Annotated in this window: 22 protein-coding genes; all 22 read left to right on the top strand. The window is 58.9% G+C overall.

Annotation, left to right across the window (positions count from 1 at the left end; all coding sequences use genetic code 11):
- Positions 1–262: 262 nt before the first annotated feature.
- The 22 genes from fliE to BN1129_RS01725 all read left to right on the top strand — a co-directional run bounded on the left by fliE (position 263) and on the right by BN1129_RS01725 (position 20,282).
- Positions 263–580, top strand: coding sequence for a flagellar hook-basal body complex protein FliE (fliE, locus tag BN1129_RS01825; protein WP_042034112.1), 318 nt, complete (start codon positions 263–265; stop codon positions 578–580).
- Positions 581–626: 46 nt separating this feature from the next.
- On the top strand, positions 627–2,333 hold the full coding sequence (gene fliF / locus BN1129_RS01820) for a flagellar basal-body MS-ring/collar protein FliF (protein ID WP_042034111.1): 1,707 nt from the start codon (positions 627–629) through the stop codon (positions 2,331–2,333).
- Positions 2,326–3,387, top strand: a complete 1,062-nt coding sequence (gene fliG, locus BN1129_RS01815) for a flagellar motor switch protein FliG (RefSeq protein WP_042034110.1) — start codon at positions 2,326–2,328, stop codon at positions 3,385–3,387. Before fliF ends, fliG begins: the two co-directional genes overlap by 8 nt.
- 68 nt (positions 3,388–3,455) lie before the next feature.
- Entirely contained in the window at positions 3,456–4,244 is a 789-nt protein-coding gene (gene fliH, locus BN1129_RS01810; protein ID WP_042034109.1) for a flagellar assembly protein FliH, read from the top strand.
- Positions 4,245–4,314: 70 nt separating this feature from the next.
- Positions 4,315–5,646 carry a flagellar protein export ATPase FliI gene (gene fliI, locus BN1129_RS01805; RefSeq protein ID WP_042034108.1) on the top strand — a complete coding sequence of 444 codons (1,332 nt, stop codon included), beginning with the start codon at positions 4,315–4,317 and terminating at the stop codon, positions 5,644–5,646.
- Positions 5,647–5,672: 26 nt separating this feature from the next.
- Positions 5,673–6,113, top strand: a complete 441-nt coding sequence (gene fliJ, locus BN1129_RS01800) for a flagellar export protein FliJ (RefSeq protein WP_042034107.1) — start codon at positions 5,673–5,675, stop codon at positions 6,111–6,113.
- Between the two features lie 92 nt (positions 6,114–6,205).
- Positions 6,206–7,978: a flagellar hook-length control protein FliK gene (locus tag BN1129_RS01795; protein ID WP_042034106.1), complete on the top strand. Its 1,773-nt coding sequence runs from the start codon at positions 6,206–6,208 to the stop codon at positions 7,976–7,978.
- A gap of 57 nt (positions 7,979–8,035) precedes the next feature.
- The gene (gene fliL / locus BN1129_RS01790; protein ID WP_042034105.1) at positions 8,036–8,551 is read left to right on the top strand and encodes a flagellar basal body-associated protein FliL; all 516 of its coding nucleotides are present in this window, start codon (positions 8,036–8,038) and stop codon (positions 8,549–8,551) included.
- Between the two features lie 9 nt (positions 8,552–8,560).
- Positions 8,561–9,631, top strand: a complete 1,071-nt coding sequence (gene fliM, locus BN1129_RS01785) for a flagellar motor switch protein FliM (RefSeq protein ID WP_042034104.1) — start codon at positions 8,561–8,563, stop codon at positions 9,629–9,631.
- A gap of 52 nt (positions 9,632–9,683) precedes the next feature.
- A complete protein-coding gene (gene fliN, locus BN1129_RS01780; protein WP_042034103.1) occupies positions 9,684–10,076 on the top strand; it encodes a flagellar motor switch protein FliN in 393 nt (130 codons plus the stop codon).
- Between the two features lie 61 nt (positions 10,077–10,137).
- Positions 10,138–10,521, top strand: coding sequence for a flagellar biosynthetic protein FliO (gene fliO, locus BN1129_RS01775; RefSeq protein ID WP_042034102.1), 384 nt, complete (start codon positions 10,138–10,140; stop codon positions 10,519–10,521).
- Positions 10,508–11,284 (top strand): flagellar type III secretion system pore protein FliP, encoded by a 777-nt coding sequence (gene fliP, locus BN1129_RS01770; RefSeq protein ID WP_042034101.1) that lies wholly within the window; start codon positions 10,508–10,510, stop codon positions 11,282–11,284. The genes fliO and fliP overlap by 14 nt, the downstream gene beginning before the upstream one ends.
- Positions 11,281–11,409 carry a hypothetical protein gene (locus BN1129_RS23005; protein WP_157013223.1) on the top strand — a complete coding sequence of 43 codons (129 nt, stop codon included), beginning with the start codon at positions 11,281–11,283 and terminating at the stop codon, positions 11,407–11,409. Before fliP ends, BN1129_RS23005 begins: the two co-directional genes overlap by 4 nt.
- Positions 11,410–11,436: 27 nt before the next feature.
- Positions 11,437–11,706: a flagellar biosynthesis protein FliQ gene (gene fliQ / locus BN1129_RS01765; protein WP_042034100.1), complete on the top strand. Its 270-nt coding sequence runs from the start codon at positions 11,437–11,439 to the stop codon at positions 11,704–11,706.
- A gap of 79 nt (positions 11,707–11,785) precedes the next feature.
- Positions 11,786–12,583 carry a flagellar biosynthetic protein FliR gene (gene fliR / locus BN1129_RS01760; RefSeq protein ID WP_042034099.1) on the top strand — a complete coding sequence of 266 codons (798 nt, stop codon included), beginning with the start codon at positions 11,786–11,788 and terminating at the stop codon, positions 12,581–12,583.
- An 86-nt stretch (positions 12,584–12,669) separates the two neighbouring features.
- Positions 12,670–13,800, top strand: coding sequence for a flagellar biosynthesis protein FlhB (gene flhB / locus BN1129_RS01755; RefSeq protein ID WP_042034097.1), 1,131 nt, complete (start codon positions 12,670–12,672; stop codon positions 13,798–13,800).
- A gap of 107 nt (positions 13,801–13,907) precedes the next feature.
- A complete protein-coding gene (flhA, locus tag BN1129_RS01750) occupies positions 13,908–16,010 on the top strand; it encodes a flagellar biosynthesis protein FlhA (protein ID WP_042034096.1) in 2,103 nt (700 codons plus the stop codon).
- A 16-nt stretch (positions 16,011–16,026) separates the two neighbouring features.
- Entirely contained in the window at positions 16,027–17,445 is a 1,419-nt protein-coding gene (flhF, locus tag BN1129_RS01745) for a flagellar biosynthesis GTPase FlhF (RefSeq protein ID WP_042034095.1), read from the top strand.
- Between the two features lies 1 nt (position 17,446).
- Positions 17,447–18,322, top strand: a complete 876-nt coding sequence (locus BN1129_RS01740) for a MinD/ParA family protein (RefSeq protein WP_181364830.1) — start codon at positions 17,447–17,449, stop codon at positions 18,320–18,322.
- A complete protein-coding gene (locus BN1129_RS01735) occupies positions 18,315–19,034 on the top strand; it encodes an RNA polymerase sigma factor FliA (RefSeq protein WP_042034093.1) in 720 nt (239 codons plus the stop codon). The genes BN1129_RS01740 and BN1129_RS01735 overlap by 8 nt, the downstream gene beginning before the upstream one ends.
- A 123-nt stretch (positions 19,035–19,157) precedes the next feature.
- A complete protein-coding gene (cheY, locus tag BN1129_RS01730) occupies positions 19,158–19,529 on the top strand; it encodes a chemotaxis response regulator CheY (protein WP_005298814.1) in 372 nt (123 codons plus the stop codon).
- Between the two features lie 12 nt (positions 19,530–19,541).
- Positions 19,542–20,282, top strand: a complete 741-nt coding sequence (locus tag BN1129_RS01725; RefSeq protein ID WP_042034092.1) for a protein phosphatase CheZ — start codon at positions 19,542–19,544, stop codon at positions 20,280–20,282.
- Positions 20,283–20,293: the final 11 nt, after the last annotated feature.

The following is a 20,293-nucleotide window of genomic DNA, read 5'->3' as shown; positions in this document are numbered from 1 at the left end:
ACCTTTGCCCTGACTGGTACCCAATAAAAAGAGGGAGGCATCATGCCTCCCTCACTCTTTAGCCCTTATACCTCGCGGGTTGGGACTCAAACTATCTTAACTGACTTGCATTAGGCACCTGCGCCGGATTTAATCAGAGCCACTGGCACTTGTCGAACCCGCCTATCCTGGTCTGGCCACTCATTCTCACCACACTCTAAGTGTATTGGCACTCTAATTGCTTACTGGATGCCAGCGTCAATGATTTGTCTGGGGATGAGATATGGAAATTAGTGCAAGCAGCCTGATGCAAGAGATGCAGGCGCTCAAGATCGAAGCGGGTGCCACGCCACTGGCACAGCCCGGCCGTGAGGTCACTTCTGACTTTGGTCAGTTGCTGCAGCAGGCGCTCGGCAACGTCAACGAGCTGCAAGGCGCGGCCAATGATCTGCGTACCCGTTTCGATATGGGCGACAAGTCAGTCGATCTGTCCGATGTGATGATCGCCGGCCAAAAATCCTCTATTGCTTTCGAAGCAACGGTACAGGTGCGCAACAAGATGGTCGATGCCTACAAGACCATCATGAACATGCCGGTATAAGTGATTACTGAACATCATGAAGATGTCAGCAATAAGGACATAAATCGTGGCTAATGACCAAAACGGCGACCTGCTGATGAACGATGAGGGCACTGCCGCCCTCGATGAGAATGAGCAGAAGAGTTCCGCACTCGGCTTCCTGTCCAACACCGATGTGCTGCGGCAAATCACCCTGATCCTGGGACTTGCCATCTGTCTGGCCATTGCGGTGTTTATCCTGCTGTGGGGCAAGGAGCCGGACATGCGTCCCCTCGGCACCTTTACCACCCAGGAGTTGGTCAAGACCCTCGATTTCCTCGATCAGCAGCGGATCCCCTATGAGGTGGATGGCAAGAGCGTGCTGGTCAGAGCCGAAAGATATGCTGATATCCGCCTGCGCCTGACTCGTGCCGGCCTTGCCAGCAATACTGATGCCAGCAACGATGGCGAGTCCATTCTGCTCAAGGACTCCAGCTTTGGCGTCAGCCAGCGCATGGAGACGGAGCGTCTCAAACTGAGCCGCGAGCGTCAGCTGGCGAGCGCCATCGAGCAGTTCCAGAACGTGGCCAAGGCCCAGGTGCTGTTGGCAATTCCCAAGGACAACGTGTTCGCTCGCAACGAGCGCAGGCCCAGTGCAACTGTGGTGCTGAGCCTCAAGGGCAACGCCCTCGGCCAGGGGGAAGTGGACTCCATCGTCGACATGGTCGCCTCTGCCGTGCATGGCCTCGAGCCGACTCGTGTCACCGTGACCGATCAGAACGGCCGCTTGCTCAACTCGGGCTCCCAGGATCCCATCTCTGCCCAGACTCGCAAGGAGTTTGCGATGCAGCAGAGGCAGGAGGTGGAGTACAAACAAAAAATTGACGCCATTCTGATCCCCGTGCTTGGCGCCGACAATTATACGGCGGAGGTCGACCTCTCCCTCGATTTCTCCCAGCAGGAACAGACCCGCAGGACCTTCAACCCGGACCTGCCGGCCGTGCGCTCCGAGATGACCCTGGAAGAGAACAGCGCCAATGGCGGCGGTGGCATACCAGGTGCCCTCTCCAACCAGCCGCCTGCCGCCTCCAACATTCCCGAGCAGACCGCCGCAGCTGATGGTGCCAGCGCCGCGGCTTCCGGCCGCTCCCGCAAGGAGGCGACCCGCAACTTTGAACTGGATACCACAGTGAGCCATATCCGGCGCCAGATGGGGGGCATTCGCCGCATGACGGTCTCGGTCGCGGTGGATTACAAACCCGCTACCGCCGCCGATGGCAAGGTGACCCGCGAGGCGCGCAGCCAGGCAGAGCTCGATACCCTGCGCCGTTTGCTGAGCGGTGGGCTTGGCTTTGATGTGACCCGAGGTGATACGCTGGAAGTGGTCGCCATCCCGTTCAACCGGCCAGAGTTTGAGAGCGTGGCCGCCGCACCCATCTACGAGCAGCCCTGGTTCTGGCGCGCGGTGCGCATCGCCGCCTCCGTGCTGGTCATCATAGTGTTGATCGTGACAGTCGTGCGCCCCATGCTCAAACGCCTGCTCTACCCGGATGCACGTCCGGAAGGGGATCTGGACCTGGACAACAGCATAGTGCTGGGTGGGGATGACGAGCTCAGTCTGCTGGCCGCTCAGGCCGAGTCAGAGCCGGTGTTCGGGGTACGTGACGGCCATCTGAAACTGCCGGATCTGCACCGTGACGAGGACTTGCTCAAGGCGGTACGTGCGCTGGTGGCGAACGAACCTGATCTGGCCGCACAGGTCATTAAAGAATGGGTAACGAACAAAGATGCCTGAAGATAATAAGACCCAAGTCACTGGCAATGACATTACCGACAGCCAGCGCCAAATCCTGGACCAGATGAGCGGGATGGAGATGGCGGCTGTGCTGATGCTGAGCCTCAACGAAGAGGATGCCGCCCAGATCTTCCGTCATCTCGAGCCCAAGCAGGTGCAACGGCTCGGTATGTCGATGGCCTCAATGTCCGACTTCAGTCACGATCGGGTGGCGGCGGTACACCGTCAATTCATCGACGATATCCAGAAGTACACCAACATAGGTATCGGCAGTGAAGACTTCGTGCGCAAAGCGCTGGTGGCAGCCCTTGGCGAAGACAAAGCCAGCAACCTGGTGGATCAGATCATCCTGGGTTCCGGTGCCCGTGGTCTTGATTCCCTCAAGTGGATGGATGCCCGCCAGGTAGCCAGCATCATCCAGAACGAACACCCGCAGATCCAGACCATAGTGCTCTCCTATCTGGAACCGGAGCAGTCTGCCGAGATCCTGAGTCAGTTCCCGGAGCAGGTGCGTCTGGATCTGGTGATGCGGATCGCCAACCTCGAAGAGGTACAACCGGCAGCGTTGCAAGAGTTGAACGACATCATGGAGAAACAGTTTGCCGGTGCGGCTGGCGCCCAGGCAGCCAAGATGGGCGGCCTGAAGGCGGCGGCCAACATCATGAACTACCTGGATACCAATATCGAAGGCCAGCTGATGGACTCCATCCGCGACTCGGACGAAGAGATGAGCCAGCAGATCCAGGACTTGATGTTTGTGTTCGAAAACCTCATCGATGTGGACGACCGCGGCATTCAGACCATGCTGCGGGAAGTGCCGGGGGATCTGCTGCAGCGCGCCCTCAAGGGTTCCGACGATCAGATGCGCGAGAAGATCTTCAAGAACATGTCCAAACGGGCGGCCGAAATGCTGGCAGACGATCTGGAGGCCATGGGGCCAATCCGGGTCTCCGAAGTGGAAGCGGCCCAGAAAGAGATCCTCTCCATCGCCCGCCGTCTGGCGGATGCTGGCGAGATCATGCTGAGTGCCGGTGGCGGCGAGGAGTTCCTCTAAACCATGGACTATCAACTCTACAGTTTCGCCGTGCCACATCCGGTGCTGGCGAGGAGCGCCTCTAAAGCATGAACAACAAGCTGCGTGGCTATGTACGTCCCGATGGGGAGGATGCTCGGGTCGAGGCCTGGGGCTGGCCCGAGATGGAGGTCGAGTCCGAGGTCGAGACCAATGCCCTCGGGTTGACGCCGGACTGGTATCGGCAGGAGGCAGAGGCGCCGGTTGAGGAGCCCGCAGAGGAGCCGGTCCCCAGTATCACGGCAGAAGAGCTGGAAGCGATCCGTCAGGCCGCTTGGGACGAGGGCATGGCCGAAGGCCAGGCCGCCGGCTTTGCCAAGGGGCTGGAAGAGGGCAAGCTGGAAGGCTTGCAACAGGGTCATGCCGCCGGGCTGGAGCAGGGCAAGGAGGAGGGACTGGCCATGGGCCGCGAGTTGGTGGATCAGCAACTGGCTCACTGGCAGTCACTGGTCGATCGTCTCGCCACCCCCCTCAGCGAGCTGGATCAGGCTGTGGAGCAGCAGCTCATCGCCCTGATGCTGCAGCTGACCCGCGCCCTCATCCGGCACGAGGCAGAGACGTCTCCCCGCATACTGTTAGAGGCCCTCAAACAGGGGTTGGCTTTGCTGCCTGCCGCCGAGCAGGGGGTTACCCTGATGCTGCATCCTGATGACATAACCCGGGTCGAGCAGGCGTTCGGAGTGGAAGAGTGCGCCAAGCGTCACTGGCGGCTGCAAAGTGATCCCACCCTCTCTCCTGGCGACTTGCAGCTGGCGACCGAACTCTCCAGCATTGACCTGACGCTGTCGGGACGCATCGATCAGCTGCTGCGCAACTTTTTGCGGGACAATCACGCATAACCGGCGGCGGACAGGTGTAACCACCCGCCGCCAGCATGACCCATCTCAATATCGCATTTCAGGAGGCCAGATGAGCGGCTCGTTACTCACTCGGTTGCAAGGGTATCGGGTGCGCGATATCGCGCCCAAGCCACCTGTCGCTGGCAAGTTGACCCGGGTGGTGGGCCTCACGCTGGAAGCCATCGGTTGCCGCGCCGCCATTGGTGCCCTCTGTCGCATCGATACCCAGGATGGGATGCTGGAGGCCGAAGTGGTGGGCTTCTCCGGCGATCGTCTGTTTCTGATGCCGAGCGAGCAGCTCAAGGGGGTGATCCCCGGTGCCAGGGTGGTGCCCATCACAGAGGAGCACGGCATCCCGGTTGGTATGAACCTGCTTGGCCGGGTCATCGACGGTATCGGCCAGCCACTCGATGGCCTCGGTCCCATTCTCTCCTCCCAGACGGTGCAGTTTGCCCAGCACCGCATCAATCCGCTCTCCCGTCGTCCTATCCATCAGCCGATGGACGTAGGGGTGCGCGCCATCAACGCCGTGCTGACGGTGGGTCAGGGCCAGCGGATGGGACTGTTCGCCGGTTCAGGCGTCGGCAAGTCGGTGCTGCTCGGGATGATGACCCGTGGCTCGGTGGCGGACGTGGTGGTGGTGGGTCTTATTGGTGAGCGGGGCCGGGAAGTCAAAGAGTTTATTGAAGATATTCTGGGGGAGGAGGGGCGTGCCCGCTCCGTGGTGGTGGCGGCCCCGGCCGACGCCTCGCCCCTGATGCGCCTTAAGGGGTGCGAAACTGCGCTCGCCATTGCCGAGTATTTTCGCGATCAGGGGCTTAACGTGCTGCTCTTGATGGACTCCCTCACCCGTTACGCCCAGGCCCAGCGTGAAATCGCGTTGGCAGTGGGCGAGCCGCCAGCGACCAAGGGGTATCCGCCCTCGGTATTTGCCAAATTACCGGCGCTGGTGGAGCGGGCGGGTAACGGCAGTGACGGCCAGGGTTCCATCACCGCTTTTTTCACCGTGCTGACCGAGGGGGATGACCTGCAAGACCCTATCGCCGATGCGGCGCGGGCTATCTTGGATGGTCATATCGTGCTGTCGCGCGAGCTGGCCGATGCGGGCCACTACCCGGCCATTGACATCGAAAAATCCATCAGCCGGGTCATGCCCATGGTGACCTCGCCGGAACATATGGACTTGGCGCGTACCCTCAAGCAGTTCTACTCCCTCTATCAGCAGAACCGGGATCTCATCACCATAGGCGCTTACAGCCAGGGATCGGATCCCCGCATCGATCGCGCCATCATTCAAAAACCCTATCTGGATCAGTTCTTGCAGCAGGGGATGCGCGAGGTCATTCACTACGATGAGGGCCTGCAATCCCTGCAGCTGGTGGCCATGCCCCTGATGCGTTGACGATAGGATGAAGAGGGAAGGTTGTCATGAGTAAAGGCTTGGTGATGTTGTCCGAGCGGCTGGTGGAGGCCGAACAGCAGGCGGCGCTGGCGTTGGCGAAGGCCCAGCAGGATCTGAAAATCTTCATGGAGCAGCAGGAGGCGCTCAACCAGTATCGCCAAATCTACCATCAGCAGTGGACAGATCGCGGTCTGCAGGGCATAGCTGCCCAGCAGAATGCCCAGTACCACGCCTTTATCAACAAGCTCGAGCAAGCGGCCACCCAACAGTACGAAGGTGTGCTGCAGGTGCGCCAGGCACTGGCGTTGCGGCGGGAAGAGTGGCTGGCCGCCCAGCAGAGGCGCAAGGCGTTGGAGTTGCTGCTGGCCAAGCAGGCCGGGCGTGAGCAGCAGAAGGCCCAGCGTCAGGAGCAGAAGATGCTGGATGAGTACGCCATGCTGCGCCGCTTCCATCATTCTGGCCTGTAACTTGCTTTATTGTGCCCATCCAGTGTGCGCCTCACCGCCATCGCGTTCGTGAGGGCCGCGCCAGAACCCGATTGTCGTCAGGGATTGTCATCATGATGCAGACACTGCTAACCCCACCCCCTCCCGTTCAGGCTGCTGCGCCTGCCGACAAGAGTGCTCCGATCCCCCCTGCCACCGATAGCGGCGAACGGACACCACAGGGGGAGCCGAAAGGCGGTTTCTCCGATGTGATGGCCAAGGCTCGGACAGCGGGAGCGCCGGTGACCAAGGGCTCTCAGACGGCTGCGATGGAGCCGAAGGCCGCTGGTCAGGTCGTTACTGACCAGGTGGCCGGTGACAAACGCGCCAGTGACAAGCACGCCGATGCCAAATCTTTGGCGAATGATGCCGAAGGCACGGCGGCCATCGACGATAACAAGAAAAAAACGGAGGAGGCCGAGAGCAGTGCCTCTCCCAATGATTTCTTACAGCGCCTGCAAGATGCCCTCAAGCAGGACACCAGTCTTGTCTCCCCGACGTCCCTTAACCTAGTTGTGACCGCGCCAGCCGTGGACACGGACGGCAATATGTTGCCGCAAGAGGGGGAGGGCGCCGAAGCTGCCGACGTTCTCGTTGGCGCGGGTGACAAGCCACTTACCCTGGATGACAGGAAAGCAGCCACCGGCGCCGCCTTGCTGGCACAACAGGCAGCAAGCCTGCTCAAGGGGGAAGGGGTCGAGGTGCCGGCAGCAGAGGGCGAGGCGCAGGCCATGGAGAGCGATGCTACCGATACCGCCGCCATGGCCGCCAAAGGTGAGGGGAGCAAGTCCGTCGATGCCAGCGCCAAACCCGTCATTCCTCCCATGAGCAACAAGGAGGGGGGCGAGAAGGCACATCCCCAGCAGGCCGTGCCCACCCAGGCGACCGCCGTGTTGGAAACGGGTCAGGAACGGGCCGACACAGAGACGACTCGCTCGGCGGACAGCGCTCAGGCCCGGGGCGCTGCCGAGGGGGGCGAGCAGGCCAAGGCGGCCACCGCCGCCAAGTCAGAGAGTCCGCTGGCCGCCGCTACCAGCAGCGCCACAGCGCCGGCTGCCCAGCCGCCAGCCGACCCCGAGTTGACGGTACAGCAACAGGTGCTTGCCAGCAGTGAATCCCAGGGGCCACAGGCCTCGCTGAGTGCCTTGTCGGCCGGGATCAAGCAGATGGAGGCCAGTGAAGAGCGCGAGTCTCCCAAGGTCAGGACCGAGGTCAAGGTGGACGTGAAGCAGAAGGTAGCCGAGTTTGGCAAAGGCAGTACCCCCGGGACCGAGTCCAGCCCCCATGACAGTAACCACAGTCAGCAGGTGCAGCAGAACAGCCAACCCCAGGCGCCCAACAACGACAGCAAGCCCACGGTCGACATAGCGGCGCGGCGCGATCCCCAGAATCTGCCACACCTCAAGCTGGCCAATCCGGAGGCGCCAGCCCAGCTGCACCAGAAGGTGAATCTGATGCTGGCGGACAAGTTGCAACAGGCGGAGATCCAGCTCGACCCCCTTGGCCTTGGCAAGATGAAGATCCAGATCCAGATTGGCGCCGACAGCCAAGCCAACGTGCACTTCGTGGTACAACATGGTCAGACCCGCGAAATGCTGGAGCAGGCCATGCCACGGCTGCGTGATATGCTGGCCGGGCAGGGCATTCAGCTCGGCCAGACCATAGTGCAACAGCAGTCGCAGCAACAGTCACAGGGTCAGTCGGCATTTGCCGGACAGGGCCAGCAAGGTCAAAAAGAGAGCGGTTCTTTTGCCGAAACAGGCCAAACTGAGGCTGAGGTCACTGCTGCAGGCCGTCGTTTGCTGATGGAATCGACAAACGACAGCGGAATTGATTTCTATGCTTGATGCCAGCCTGAGTAAGTTTATGATATCGAACAAGTTTGAGACTAGGGTGGACAAGGGATGGCAGATGATAACGAACTGACGCTGAAAGACCCGGCGGCAGGCAAGAAAAAGAAGCTGATCATGGTAGTCGCCCTGGCCGTGATTGTGCTGGGTGGCGGTGGTGCCGGTGCCTGGCTGATGCTGTCCGGTGGCGACAAGGCGGCCGAAGCTTCGGCGGAAGGGAAGGATGCCCAGCCCAAGGAGATGGCGCCCCAGCCCTCGCTCTACGTAGGCATGCCGCGCCCCTTCGTGTTCAACGTCTCGGGTGGCCAGCGGGATAGACTGGTGCAGATCAAGATCCAGTTGATGGTGCGTGGCGCCGCCGATGAGACCCTGGCCAAGCAGAATATCCCCCTGATCGAAGGCACCCTGCTGCGGGTCTTCAGCGCAGCGACCAGCGAGCAGCTGACGACCTTTGAAGGCAAGGAGAAGCTGCGTAAAGATTCACTGGAAGAGAGCCGTCGGGTGCTCAATGACCTGGTTTCTTCCCCCGTTATCGAACAAGTGCTGTTTACCGGCTTTGTAATGCAATAAGGGTGATGCGTGAGCGATCTGTTAAGTCAGGACGAAATTGATGCCCTCTTGCACGGTGTCGATGATGTCGAAGAGGAAGAGATAGGCGCGGCGGGAGATCCCGGCGTCGCCCAGTTTGACTTCTCCTCTCAGGACCGCATCGTCCGTGGTCGCATGCCGACCCTGGAGCTGGTGAACGAGCGTTTTGCCCGCCATATGCGGATCAGCCTGTTCAACATGATGCGCCGCACCGCCGAGGTCTCCATCAACGGTGTGCAGATGCTCAAGTTTGGCGAATACGTGCACACCCTGTTCGTGCCGACCAGCCTGAACATGGTGCGCTTCCGTCCGCTCAAGGGCACGGCCCTCATCACTATGGAAGCCCGCCTGGTGTTCATCCTGGTGGAGAACTTCTTCGGCGGTGATGGCCGTTATCACGCCAAGATCGAGGGGCGCGAATTCACCCCCACCGAGCGGCGCATCATCCAGATGCTGCTCAAGCTGGTGTTCGAGGATTACAAGGATGCCTGGGCGCCCGTGATGGACGTCGGCTTCGAATACCTCGACTCCGAGGTGAACCCGGCCATGGCCAACATCGTCAGCCCCACCGAGGTGATAGTGGTGAGTTCGTTCCACATCGAGCTCGATGGCGGTGGCGGAGATTTCCACGTGGCCATGCCCTACGCCATGCTGGAGCCTATCCGCGAGCTGCTGGATGCCGGTGTGCAGAGCGACAAGGGTGACACAGATGTGCGCTGGAGCAAGGCGCTGCGTGACGAAATCATGGACGTCAAGGTCGAGCTCAGAGCCAAGCTGCTGGAAACGGATCTGACCCTGCGCGAGCTGATGGAGTTGCGACCCGGCGACATCATCCCGGTGGAAATGCCGGAGAGCCTGCTGGTCTATGTGGAAGATTTGCCCACCTTTCACGCCAAGATGGGGCGGACCAAGGAGAATGTGGCGCTCAAGATTACCGACAAACTCAAACGCCCGGAAGGGGTCAAGACAGAGATGCATCTGGTGACCCGGGGCGGCATACGCATCGATGGTGAGGCCGAGCTGGAAGAGCTCGAGCGCAGCATCGAAGATCAACAGCGATAAACAGGGACTGCCTGTCACGACAGACGGTCATGAAGCAGCATAAGGAAGCAAGATGAGCGGAACTGATGAAGAGGATCTGATGGCGGACGCCTGGGCAGCCGCACTGGAAGAGCAGGTGGTTGCCGAAGCCAAGCCTGCTCCCCTCGAGGAGTTGACCGATGACGCCCCTATCAGTGCCGAGGAGCGGCGCAAGCTCGACACCATACTCGACATTCCGGTCACCATTGCCATGGAGGTGGGCCGCAGCCAGATCAGCATCCGCAACCTGTTGCAGCTGAACCAGGGCTCAGTAGTGGAACTGGATCGGGTGGCAGGCGAGCCGCTGGACGTGCTGGTCAACGGTACCCTGATCGCCCACGGCGAGGTGGTGGTGGTGAACGACAAGTTCGGTATCCGTCTGACGGACGTTATCAGTCAGATTGAAAGGATCAAGAAACTCAAATGACCAGAACCATTGCGCTGACCGGTGTCATCATCAATCAGGCCGAAAGGATCACAACACTCAAATGATCCGCGCGTTTCCGTTACTGCTGTTCTCCCTCCCTGCACTGGCCAATCCCGGTGCGGGTGTCAATCCCCCCAGCCTCACCTCCTGGCTGCTCTCCAGTCTGATGGTCATAGGCCTCATTCTGGTGCTGGGCTTTCTGCTCAAGAAGAGCAAGATAGCCACCGTCATGGGGGGCGGCCAGATGCGGGTCATCGCCAGCTTGCCGGTGGGCTACAAGGAGAAGCTGCTGGTGGTCAAGGTAGGCGAACAGCAGCTGCTGATCGGGGTGACGCCGCAGCAGGTCAACTTCCTCTATCGCCTGGAGGCGCCGCTGGACGAGAGCCAGCCCCAGGCGTTTTCCCAGCAGCTTGGCAAATTGATGGGCAAGCATGAAAAAAACTAACCGCTTATGGTCACAGCTTGGACTGCTGGTCGGCCTGTTGGTACCCCTGGTTCTCTTTTCGCCGCTGGCACTGGCCCAGGGTGGCATGTCGGCTGTGACCATCAAGACCATGGCGGATGGCAGTCAGGAATACAGCCTGACCCTGCAAGTGCTGGCACTGATGACGGCGCTCTCCTTCTTGCCGGCCATGGTCATCATGATGACCTCGTTTACCCGCATCATCGTAGTGTTGGGCATACTGCGCCAGGCAATCGGTCTGCAGCAGAGTCCCTCCAACCAGGTGTTGATCGGTATCGCCCTCTTCATGTCGTTCTTCATCATGTCGCCCGTGCTGGATCGCATCAACAAAGAGGCGCTGCAGCCCTATCTGGCCGAGACAATCCAGGCCAAGGAGGCGCTGGAGAAGGCCGAACTGCCCATCCATCAATTCATGCTGGCTCAGACCCGGATCAAGGATCTCAACACTTTCATGGAGATAGCCAACGTGCAGGTAGATAAGCCTGCCGATGTGCCGTTGCGGGTGCTGATCCCGGCGTTCGTCACCAGCGAGCTGAAGACAGCCTTCCAGATAGGCTTCATGCTGTTTTTGCCCTTCCTGGTGATCGATCTGGTGGTGGCCAGTATCCTGATGGCCATGGGGATGATGATGCTCTCTCCTATGCTGGTCTCCCTGCCGTTCAAGCTGATGCTGTTTGTCATGGTGGATGGCTGGAACCTGATCCTGGGCTCCCTGGCCAACAGCTTCGGGCTGGGGGCGGGATGATGCTCTCTTTCAATCAGGTGCTGGTCTCCCTGCCATTCCAATTGATGCTGTTCGTCATGGTGGATGGCTGGAACCTGATCCCGGGCTCCCTGGCCAACAGCATCGGGCTGGGTGCCGGTGGTTAACTCGGACAAACGCAAGGAGCAGGCAGCATGAGTCCGGAAACCTTTATCGATGTCTTTCGCGAGGCGCTCTGGCTGGTGACCATCATGGTGTGCGCCGTGATCCTGCCCAGCCTGTTTGTCGGCCTGCTGGTGGCCATCTTTCAGGCCGCGACGTCCATCAACGAACAGACCCTGAGCTTCCTTCCTCGTCTCATCGTTACCCTGTTTGCCCTGGGGGCGGGCGCACACTGGGGCTTGCAGAGTCTGATGGACTTCTTTTTGCTGATGGTGAGCCAAATTCCCGAGGTGGTGGGATGATCCATGCCCGGCAAGCGCCTGGGACCTCTTCTGGCGGCTCGCTGATGGCGACCTGCCACGCCATTCCCGGGGTAGTGAGATGACCTACACGACTGCTCTCATCATGGAGTGGTTGTCTTCCATTCTCTGGCCGTTGGCACGGGTGAGCGGTCTGTTGATGGTGATGGCGGTGTTTGGCAGTCGCCTGACACCGGCCCGCATTCGTATCGGGTTGGCGCTGGCGCTGACCTTCATGATCGCCCCCCTGCTGCCCCCGATGCCCAAGATAGAGCTGTTCTCCGTCGGCAGTTTTTTGGTGCTGACCCAGCAGTTGCTCATCGGCATTGCGCTTGGCCTCATGACCCAGTTTCTGATGGAGAGCTTCGTCATGGCCGGTCAGATCATCGCCATGCAGACCAGCTTGGGCTTTGCCACCCTGGTGGATCCCATGAATGGCCAGTCGGCCCCCGTGGTGGGCCAGTTCTACCTGATGCTGGCGACCCTGGTGTTTCTGGCGGTGGATGGTCACCTCATCATGCTGCGCATGGTGGTGCTGAGCTTTGATACCTTGCCGGTCTCAGATGCCGGGCTCACCCTGCCCGCCATCCGCAGTCTGGCCGGATTCCTGGGGGTCATGTACCAGGCCTCGCTGGTGATGGCGCTGTCGGCCATCATCGCACTGCTGCTCATCAACTTTGCGTTCGGCGTCATGACACGGGCAGCGCCACAGCTCAACATCTTCAGCATAGGTTTTGCGGTCAGCATGATGTCCGGGCTGCTTATCCTGTGGCTCACCATCGGCGGCTTCCTCGGTCATTTCGACTCCATGTGGGAGCGGGTGCAGGAGACCAGTTGCGAGCTCATCAACATCCAGTGCTTCGGTGGCCAGAGTGGCTGATTGCGTACAGCTGGGTAGCGAACGACTCGATTCCCTCCGGGGGCGAGTACAACTGAGCAAGCTCCAGCGTGTCGGAGGTCAGCAGCATGGCTGATACCGATCAGGAACGTACCGAACAACCCACGGGCAAACGACTGCAACAGGCCCGGGAAAAAGGGCAGATTGCACGCTCCAAGGAGTTGGGTACCGCCAGCGTGCTGTTGGCGGCTGTCTTTGGTCTCTTGATGATCAAGGAGAGTCTGGCCAGCGCCATGGTCAAGATCCTCACCATAGGTTTCACGCTTGATCGGGATCAGGCCTTCGATCCCAACGCCATGGGGGTCATGCTTCCCACCCTGTTGAGGGAGCTGATGTATCCGCTCGGCCTGCTGTTCATGCTGGTGGCCATCGCGGCTTTCGTCGGCAACACCCTGATGGGGGGCATGAATTTCTCCTCCGAAGCCATGCTGCCCAAGTGGAGCAAGCTGAGCCCGCTCAACGGCCTCAAGCGGATGTTCGGGGTGCAGTCTCTGGTTGAGCTTATCAAGTCCATCGCCAAGGTGGTGTTCATCACCCTGTTTGCCTGGTGGATGCTGTCGAGCCAGTTCAACCACCTGCTCAACCTCTCCCTGGAGGGTTATCCGGGCGGCATCATAGATGCGCTGGATCTGCTGCTGTGGATGCTGATCATCCTCTGTTGCGCCCTCATCCCCATCGTGGCCATCGACGTGCCGTTCCAGCAGTGGAATCACATGCGCCAGCTCAAGATGACCAAGCAGGAGATCAAGGACGAGTTCAAGGACAGCGAGGGCAAGCCCGAGGTGAAGGGGCGGATCCGCCGCTTGCAGATGGAGATGGCGATGCGCCGCATGATGGGAGATGTGCCCAAGGCGGATGTGGTCATCACCAACCCGACCCACTACTCGGTGGCACTCAAATATGACACCGACAAGCCGGGCGCCGCCCCCAAGGTAGTGGCCAAGGGTACTGACGAAATCGCGATGAAGATCAGGGAGATAGCAAGGGAATACGAGATCCCCACCATGCCCTCTCCCGGGCTCACCCGTGCCATCTTTCACTCCACCGAGATAGGTCACGAGATACCGGAAGGGTTGTTTGCCGCGGTGGCTCAGGTGCTGGCCTATGTGTATCAGCTCAAGAAGTTCCGCCGTGGTCGTGGCCGGCGCCCCAATCCGCTCGCCAACGAGCTGCCCATTCCGCCTGAATTCCGCAAATGACAAACTTCTGACACAGTCAAAATAAAATCATTTAAAATCAATGTATTGAATTGTTGGCTTGATGTTTGCTTTAATCTTGTACCAGCGGTTTGAGATTGAGAAAAACGATGAAATTCCAGGCTTCATTGGGCCGATTGAAAGAGCACAGGGGATTGCTGACCAAGGGGATGGGGACACCGCTGTTGGTGCTGGCGTCTCTGGGTATGGTTGTTCTGCCCATACCGCCGCTGATGCTGGATGTACTCTTTTCCTTCAATATTGCGCTTTCTATTGTGGTGCTGCTGGTCGCCGTTTATACCCGACGCCCCCTCGAATTTGCCGCCTTTCCAACCGTCTTGCTGCTTGCCACCTTGCTGCGTCTGGCGCTCAACGTGGCGTCAACCCGGGTGGTCTTGCTGGAAGGCCACAACGGGAGTGCGGCGGCCGGTCATGTGATCGAGGCATTTGGCAACGTGGTGATCGGCGGCAACTATGCCGTCGGCATCATCGTCTTTACGATCCTGATGATCATCAACTTCGTGGTGATTACCAAGGGGGCCGGGCGGATTGCCGAGGTGAGCGCCCGCTTTACCCTGGATGCCATGCCAGGCAAACAGATGGCCATAGATGCCGATTTGAACGCCGGCCTCATCAACCAGGAAGAGGCGAAGAAGCGTCGCCAGGACGTGACTCAGGAAGCCGACTTCTACGGCTCCATGGACGGTGCCTCCAAGTTTGTCAAAGGGGATGCCATCGCGGCCATCATGATCCTCTTTATCAACATCATCGGGGGCTTCATTATCGGCATGATGCAGCACCAGCTCACCTTCAGTGAATCGGCCGAAATCTATACCCTGCTGGCTATCGGTGACGGTCTGGTCGCGCAGATCCCCTCCCTGCTGCTCTCCATCGCGGCAGCCATTATAGTGACCCGGCAGAACACGGATCAGGATATGGGCACAGCGGTGTTGGGTCAGCTGTTTGACAATCCCAAGGCGCTGATCATCTCGGCTGGCATCCTGCTGATGATGGGGCTGGTACCCGGCATGCCGCACTTTGCCTTCCTGAGCTTGGGTGCCCTCTCGGCTGCCGGTGCCTGGTGGCTGCTGCGCCGCGAGAAGCGGGCCGCCGCCAAGGCTGCCAAGGGCCAACTGATGCCCGCCACGGCCGATCAACCCCATGAGCAGAAAGAGTTGAGCTGGGACGACGTGCTGCCGGTGGACATCATAGGGCTGGAGGTGGGTTATCAGCTTATCCCGCTGGTGGATCGTAATCAGGGCGGGGAACTGCTCAACCGGATCAAAGGGGTGCGCAAGAAACTCTCCCAGGAGCTCGGCTTTCTGGTGCCTGCCGTGCACATTCGCGACAATCTGGATCTCGCGCCCAACCAATATCGCATCACCTTGATGGGGGTCAGTACCGGCGAGGCCAATGTTTACCATGATAAGGAGATGGCCATCAATCCGGGTCAGGTGTTCGGCCAGATCCAGGGCATCGCCACCCAGGATCCCGCCTTCGGGCTGGAGGCTGTGTGGGTCGCCAAGGAGCAAGTCTCCCAGGCCCAGACTCTCGGCTATACAGTGGTGGATACCGCCACCGTGGTCGCCACTCACCTGAGCCAGATCCTCTCCAACCATGCCGCCCTGCTGCTGGGTCATGACGAAGTGCAACAGCTGCTCGATATGATAGGGAAGCATCAGAACAAGCTGGTGGAAGGACTGGTTCCTGAAGTCATCAGCATGGGTAACCTGGTGAAGGTATTGCAGAACTTGCTCAATGAAGGCGTGCCAATCCGTGATATGCGCACTATCCTGCAGACCCTGGTGGAATACGCCCCGCGCAGTCAGGATCCCGAAGTGCTGACGGCCGCCTGCCGTATCGCCCTGCGTCGCCTGATCGTGCAAGAGATTGCCGGTCCGGACCCCGAGCTGCCGGTGATCACCTTGGCACCAGAATTGGAACGTATATTGCATCAATCCCTGCAGGCAGGGGGTGGTGATGGCGCTGGCATAGAGCCGGGCCTGGCAGAGCGGATGCAACGTTCGCTGGTGGAAGCCACTCAACGACAAGAACTGGAAGGCCAACCGGCCGTGCTTCTGACATCAGGGATACTGCGCAATACCCTGGCGAAATTTGTCAAGAATGCCATTCCTGGATTGCGCGTTCTGTCTTATCAGGAAGTGCCTGATGACAAGCAAATCCGCATCGTCAGTGCGGTAGGACAGAACTAGTTAGCGGAGATGACGGGTGAAGATTAAGCGGTTTTTTGCCAAGGACATGCGAACGGCTCTGGCCGAGGTCAAGGAGACTCTCGGGCCCGACGCCGTCATCATGTCCAACAAGAAGGTCACTGGTGGGGTGGAGATAGTCGCCGCTGTCGATTATCAATCCCAGGTCCTGGGGCCCACAGATGCGCCGGTTCGCCGTCAGTTGAACGATGAGAGCGTCAATATCTCGTCTGCCGGACGGCAGATGACCCGTCCTGTGCCCAGCCAGGCCCAGGAGCAGAACGAACACTATGCCGATACCCTGGCTGCCCTGTTGGCGCGTCAACAGAAGTTGAACCCGGCCAATCCGGCCGGTCTTAAGGGGGCGGCACCCGTTGCCGCCGCTGGTTCAGCTCCCCGCACGCTGGCCGAACAGGGTCAGTGGGGGGCGGCTCCCGAGCCTGCCAAGCCCAAAGCCAGAGCGGCGACCCCAGGTCGTGCTCCCCAACCTGCGCCGCGAGAGCAGGAGATGGAAGGGATGCGCAAGGAGATGGCCAGCATTCGCAAGCTGTTGGAGCACCAGATCTCCGGACTGATGTGGCAGGAAGTGGAACGCCGTGAACCGATGCGGGCCCTGCTCATCAAGGAGCTCAAGAAGATAGGCTTTGACGATGCGTTTGCCGATCAGCTGGCGGGCCTTATCCCTGAGGACATGTCTATCCATCAGGCCATGGCGCAGCTGGCCGAGGTGTTGACCGCCCAGCTCAAGATCAGCGAAGACGATATTTTACGTCAGGGTGGGGCGGTTGCCCTGCTCGGACCGACCGGGGTGGGCAAGACCACCACCATTGCCAAACTGGCGGCGCGGTTTGCCATGAAGTATGGCGCCGAGCAGGTGGCGCTTATCACCACGGATAACTACCGGATCGGGGCCCACGAGCAATTGCAGACTTATGGTCGCATCATGGGGTGTCCGGTACGTCAGGTACGGGATGCCGAGGAGCTGGCCAATGCGCTCTATCAGTTCCGCCATCGCCGGTTGGTATTGATCGATACCGCCGGGGTGGGTCAGCGGGATATCCGTCTGACCGAGCAGCTCGATACCCTGGTCAAGAATGCCAAGGTACGCATCCGCAGCTACCTGGTGATGTCCGCGACTTCCCAGCGTCGGGTGATGCAGGAGGCGGTGGACCACTTCCGGCGTATCCCATTAAGCGGCTGCATACTTACCAAATTGGATGAAAGTCTGAATCTGGGCGAAGTGATTAACGTGTGTATCCAGAATGCACTGCCCATCAGCTATATCACTGATGGGCAAAGGGTTCCGGAAGATATTCAAGTTGCCAATGCGGCGCAGCTCGTCGGAGCTGCCATGGGCTCGCTGGAGCGGGAAACAGAAGAACCCTATTTCTGGGGTGCAGGCTTTGGCGAGGCCGAAGATTCGGAGTTTTATGAGTAACATGTATATGGATCAGGCGAGTGGTCTGCGCAAAATGCGTCAAAACAATCGAGTAAAAGTGATCGCCGTTTCCGGTGGCAAGGGTGGCGTGGGCAAGACCAACGTGACCCTGAACGTGGCAGGCGCCATGGCCGCACAAGGCAAACGGGTGATGGTGCTGGACGCCGACCTTGGCCTTGCTAACGTTGACGTCATGCTGGGGTTGCGGGTACATCGTAACCTCTCCCATGTGCTGGCCGGTGAGTGCACCATAGACGACATCATAGTCGAGGGTCCCTACGGCATGATGATAGTGCCGGCCACATCAGGCACCCAGTCTATGGTCGAGCTCTCTGCGGTGCAGCATGCCGAACTGATCCGCGCCTTCAGTGAGATGAAGACCCAAGTTGACATACTGCTGGTGGATACAGCGGCGGGGATCTCCGACATGGTGCTGAGCTTCACCCGCGCCGCCCAGGACATCATGATAGTGGTGTGCGATGAGCCGACCTCCATCACGGATGCCTACGCGCTGATCAAGATCCTCTCCAAGGATCATGGCGTGTTTCGCTTCAAGGTGGTGGCCAACATGGTGCGCAGCCTGCGCGAAGGGCAGGAGCTCTACGCCAAGCTGACCCGGGTCACAGATCGCTTTCTGGATACCTCGCTGGAGCTGGTAGCGTGTGTACCTTACGACACCAACCTGCGCGCCGCCGTGCGCAAGCAGAAGCTGATTGTCGAAGCTTTCCCCAAGTCACCTGCGGCGCTGGCGTTTCGCGCCCTCGCCAACAAGGCGGCAAGCTGGCCCATTCCTAACCAACCCGGCGGTCATCTCGAATTTTTCCTGGAAAATTTGCTGCAAAGGCCGGTCATAGCACAGGAAGGTTCCCGTGAATAAAGCCCAAGCGTACTTGCGTCATCAGGATTCCTATGTGCTGGTCGAGCGTCATGCTCCGCTGGTGAAACGGATTGCCCAGCATTTGTTGGCTCGCCTGCCAAGCAGTGTCTTGCTGGATGACCTGATCCAGGCAGGTATGATTGGGCTGCTCGAAGCCTCCCGTAACTTTGACGGTAGCAAGGGCGCCAGTTTTGAAACCTACGCAGGGATCCGCATCCGTGGCTCCATGCTCGACGAGATCCGGCGGGGGGACTGGGTGCCACGTTCGGTGCACCGCAATAGCCGCGCCATCGCTGAAGCCATCGAAAATGTTGAACAAGCGCACGGTCGTGATGCCCGTGATACCGAGGTTGCTGCCCAGATGGGGGTCAGTCTCGGCGAGTATCACACCATGCTGCAGGATGTCTCCTGCGGCAAGATCATCGGTATCGAGGATCTGGGGGTCAGCGAAGATGTGATAGGTCATCCCGATGACGCAGCAGGCAACAATGGGTTTGACGAGCTGGCGGCCGAGCGTTTTCAGGGCGCGTTGGCCGAACACATAAGCCGTCTGCCGGAACGGGAAGCACTGGTCCTCTCCCTTTACTACGATGAAGAACTGAACTTGCGTGAAATAGGCGAGGTATTGAACGTTAGCGAGTCTCGTGTGAGCCAGATACACAGTCAGGCGATGCACAGATTACGCGCTCGTTTAAGAGATTGGCATGTATAAGTGTTTGTACTGGCTACACTGAAACAAAACTCTAAGGCATAATCCGCATAATAAAACCTGCGATCTGCATCATGTAAGTGAGCCGCTATAGCGGCTATTTAGGAGGGAATTTTGGACAAGAACATGAAAATCCTCATTGTTGACGATTTTTCAACGATGCGCCGGATTATCAAGAACTTGCTGCGTGACCTGGGATTTAACAATACCCACGAAGCAGATGATGGCAACACGGCCTTGCCAATGTTGAAAAATGGTGATTTTCAGTTTGTCGTCACCGACTGGAACATGCCCGGTATGCAAGGCATTGACTTGCTCAAGGCTATTCGTGTCGATGACAAGCTCAAACATCTGCCGGTACTGATGGTGACCGCTGAAGCCAAGCGCGAACAGATCATTGAAGCCGCTCAGGCGGGCGTCAATGGCTACATAGTCAAGCCTTTCACCGCTGCAACGCTCAAAGAGAAACTCGACAAAATCTTTGAACGAATCGGCTAAGGAGCAGCATGGATGAAGGCCAAAACGAGTGCAATGATTTCGCTCGATCAGGCAAGGATGCTTGTTGCCCATCTTGAGCAAGGCGAATTTGAACAGGCCGATACTATCATCGCAGATGCATGTGCTCCCAATGCGGCAGCTCTGTTTGACAAAGTGGGTCAACTGACCCGACAACTGCACAGCTCCTTACAAGATTTCCGGCTGGATTCCCGGATCCCCGACCTGGCAACCCATGAAATTCCCGATGCCCGAGAACGTCTAAGCTACGTCATCGACATGACAGACAAGGCAGCCAACCGCACCATGGATGCGGTGGAAGCCAGTTTGCCGATTGCCGACCGGCTCAACGACAATATTCAGTTGGTTATGCCCAACTGGAATGCCCTGATGAACAGGGACATGAATGTCGGGCAATTTAAGTCTTTATGTCACCAACTGGATGATTTCATTAAGGCTTCTGAATCTGATGCCGATAAATTACGGCAACTGCTGACAGAGATCCTGATGGCGCAAGATTTTCAGGATTTGACCGGCCAGATGATCCGCAAGGTCATCAAGTTGGTGCAGGAAGTTGAAACTAAATTAATAGAAATGCTGACTATGTTTGGTGAGGCATCTGTTGAGCATTCATCTCGCAGCCTTCCTGTAAGCCGGATTGAAGCTGAAGGCCCCATCATGAACCCGGAGACTCGTTCCGATGTGGTCAATGGTCAGGATGATGTGGACGATCTGCTGTCTAGCCTGGGATTTTAATGGAGTGACGC

The organism is Aeromonas popoffii (genome assembly GCF_000820025.1).
Lineage (GTDB): Bacteria > Pseudomonadota > Gammaproteobacteria > Enterobacterales > Aeromonadaceae > Aeromonas > Aeromonas popoffii.
The sequence above is the reverse complement of the archived record's forward strand: the minus strand, read 5'-3'. Positions and strand labels throughout refer to the sequence as shown.

Excerpts from the sequence above, each read along its gene's own strand:
- fliE (WP_042034112.1), top strand. The coding sequence starts at position 263 with ATGGAAATTAGTGCAAGCAGCCTGATGCAAGAGATGCAGGCGCTCAAG.
- fliG (WP_042034110.1), top strand. The coding sequence starts at position 2,326 with ATGCCTGAAGATAATAAGACCCAAGTCACTGGCAATGACATTACCGAC.
- fliH (WP_042034109.1), top strand. The coding sequence starts at position 3,456 with ATGAACAACAAGCTGCGTGGCTATGTACGTCCCGATGGGGAGGATGCT.
- fliI (WP_042034108.1), top strand. The coding sequence starts at position 4,315 with ATGAGCGGCTCGTTACTCACTCGGTTGCAAGGGTATCGGGTGCGCGAT.
- fliJ (WP_042034107.1), top strand. The coding sequence starts at position 5,673 with ATGAGTAAAGGCTTGGTGATGTTGTCCGAGCGGCTGGTGGAGGCCGAA.
- BN1129_RS01795 (WP_042034106.1), top strand. The coding sequence starts at position 6,206 with ATGATGCAGACACTGCTAACCCCACCCCCTCCCGTTCAGGCTGCTGCG.
- fliL (WP_042034105.1), top strand. The coding sequence starts at position 8,036 with ATGGCAGATGATAACGAACTGACGCTGAAAGACCCGGCGGCAGGCAAG.
- fliN (WP_042034103.1), top strand. The coding sequence starts at position 9,684 with ATGAGCGGAACTGATGAAGAGGATCTGATGGCGGACGCCTGGGCAGCC.
- fliO (WP_042034102.1), top strand. The coding sequence starts at position 10,138 with ATGATCCGCGCGTTTCCGTTACTGCTGTTCTCCCTCCCTGCACTGGCC.
- fliP (WP_042034101.1), top strand. The coding sequence starts at position 10,508 with ATGAAAAAAACTAACCGCTTATGGTCACAGCTTGGACTGCTGGTCGGC.
- BN1129_RS23005 (WP_157013223.1), top strand. The coding sequence starts at position 11,281 with ATGATGCTCTCTTTCAATCAGGTGCTGGTCTCCCTGCCATTCCAATTG.
- fliQ (WP_042034100.1), top strand. The coding sequence starts at position 11,437 with ATGAGTCCGGAAACCTTTATCGATGTCTTTCGCGAGGCGCTCTGGCTG.
- fliR (WP_042034099.1), top strand. The coding sequence starts at position 11,786 with ATGACCTACACGACTGCTCTCATCATGGAGTGGTTGTCTTCCATTCTC.
- flhB (WP_042034097.1), top strand. The coding sequence starts at position 12,670 with ATGGCTGATACCGATCAGGAACGTACCGAACAACCCACGGGCAAACGA.
- flhA (WP_042034096.1), top strand. The coding sequence starts at position 13,908 with ATGAAATTCCAGGCTTCATTGGGCCGATTGAAAGAGCACAGGGGATTG.
- BN1129_RS01740 (WP_181364830.1), top strand. The coding sequence starts at position 17,447 with ATGTATATGGATCAGGCGAGTGGTCTGCGCAAAATGCGTCAAAACAAT.
- cheY (WP_005298814.1), top strand. The coding sequence starts at position 19,158 with ATGAAAATCCTCATTGTTGACGATTTTTCAACGATGCGCCGGATTATC.
- BN1129_RS01725 (WP_042034092.1), top strand. The coding sequence starts at position 19,542 with ATGAAGGCCAAAACGAGTGCAATGATTTCGCTCGATCAGGCAAGGATG.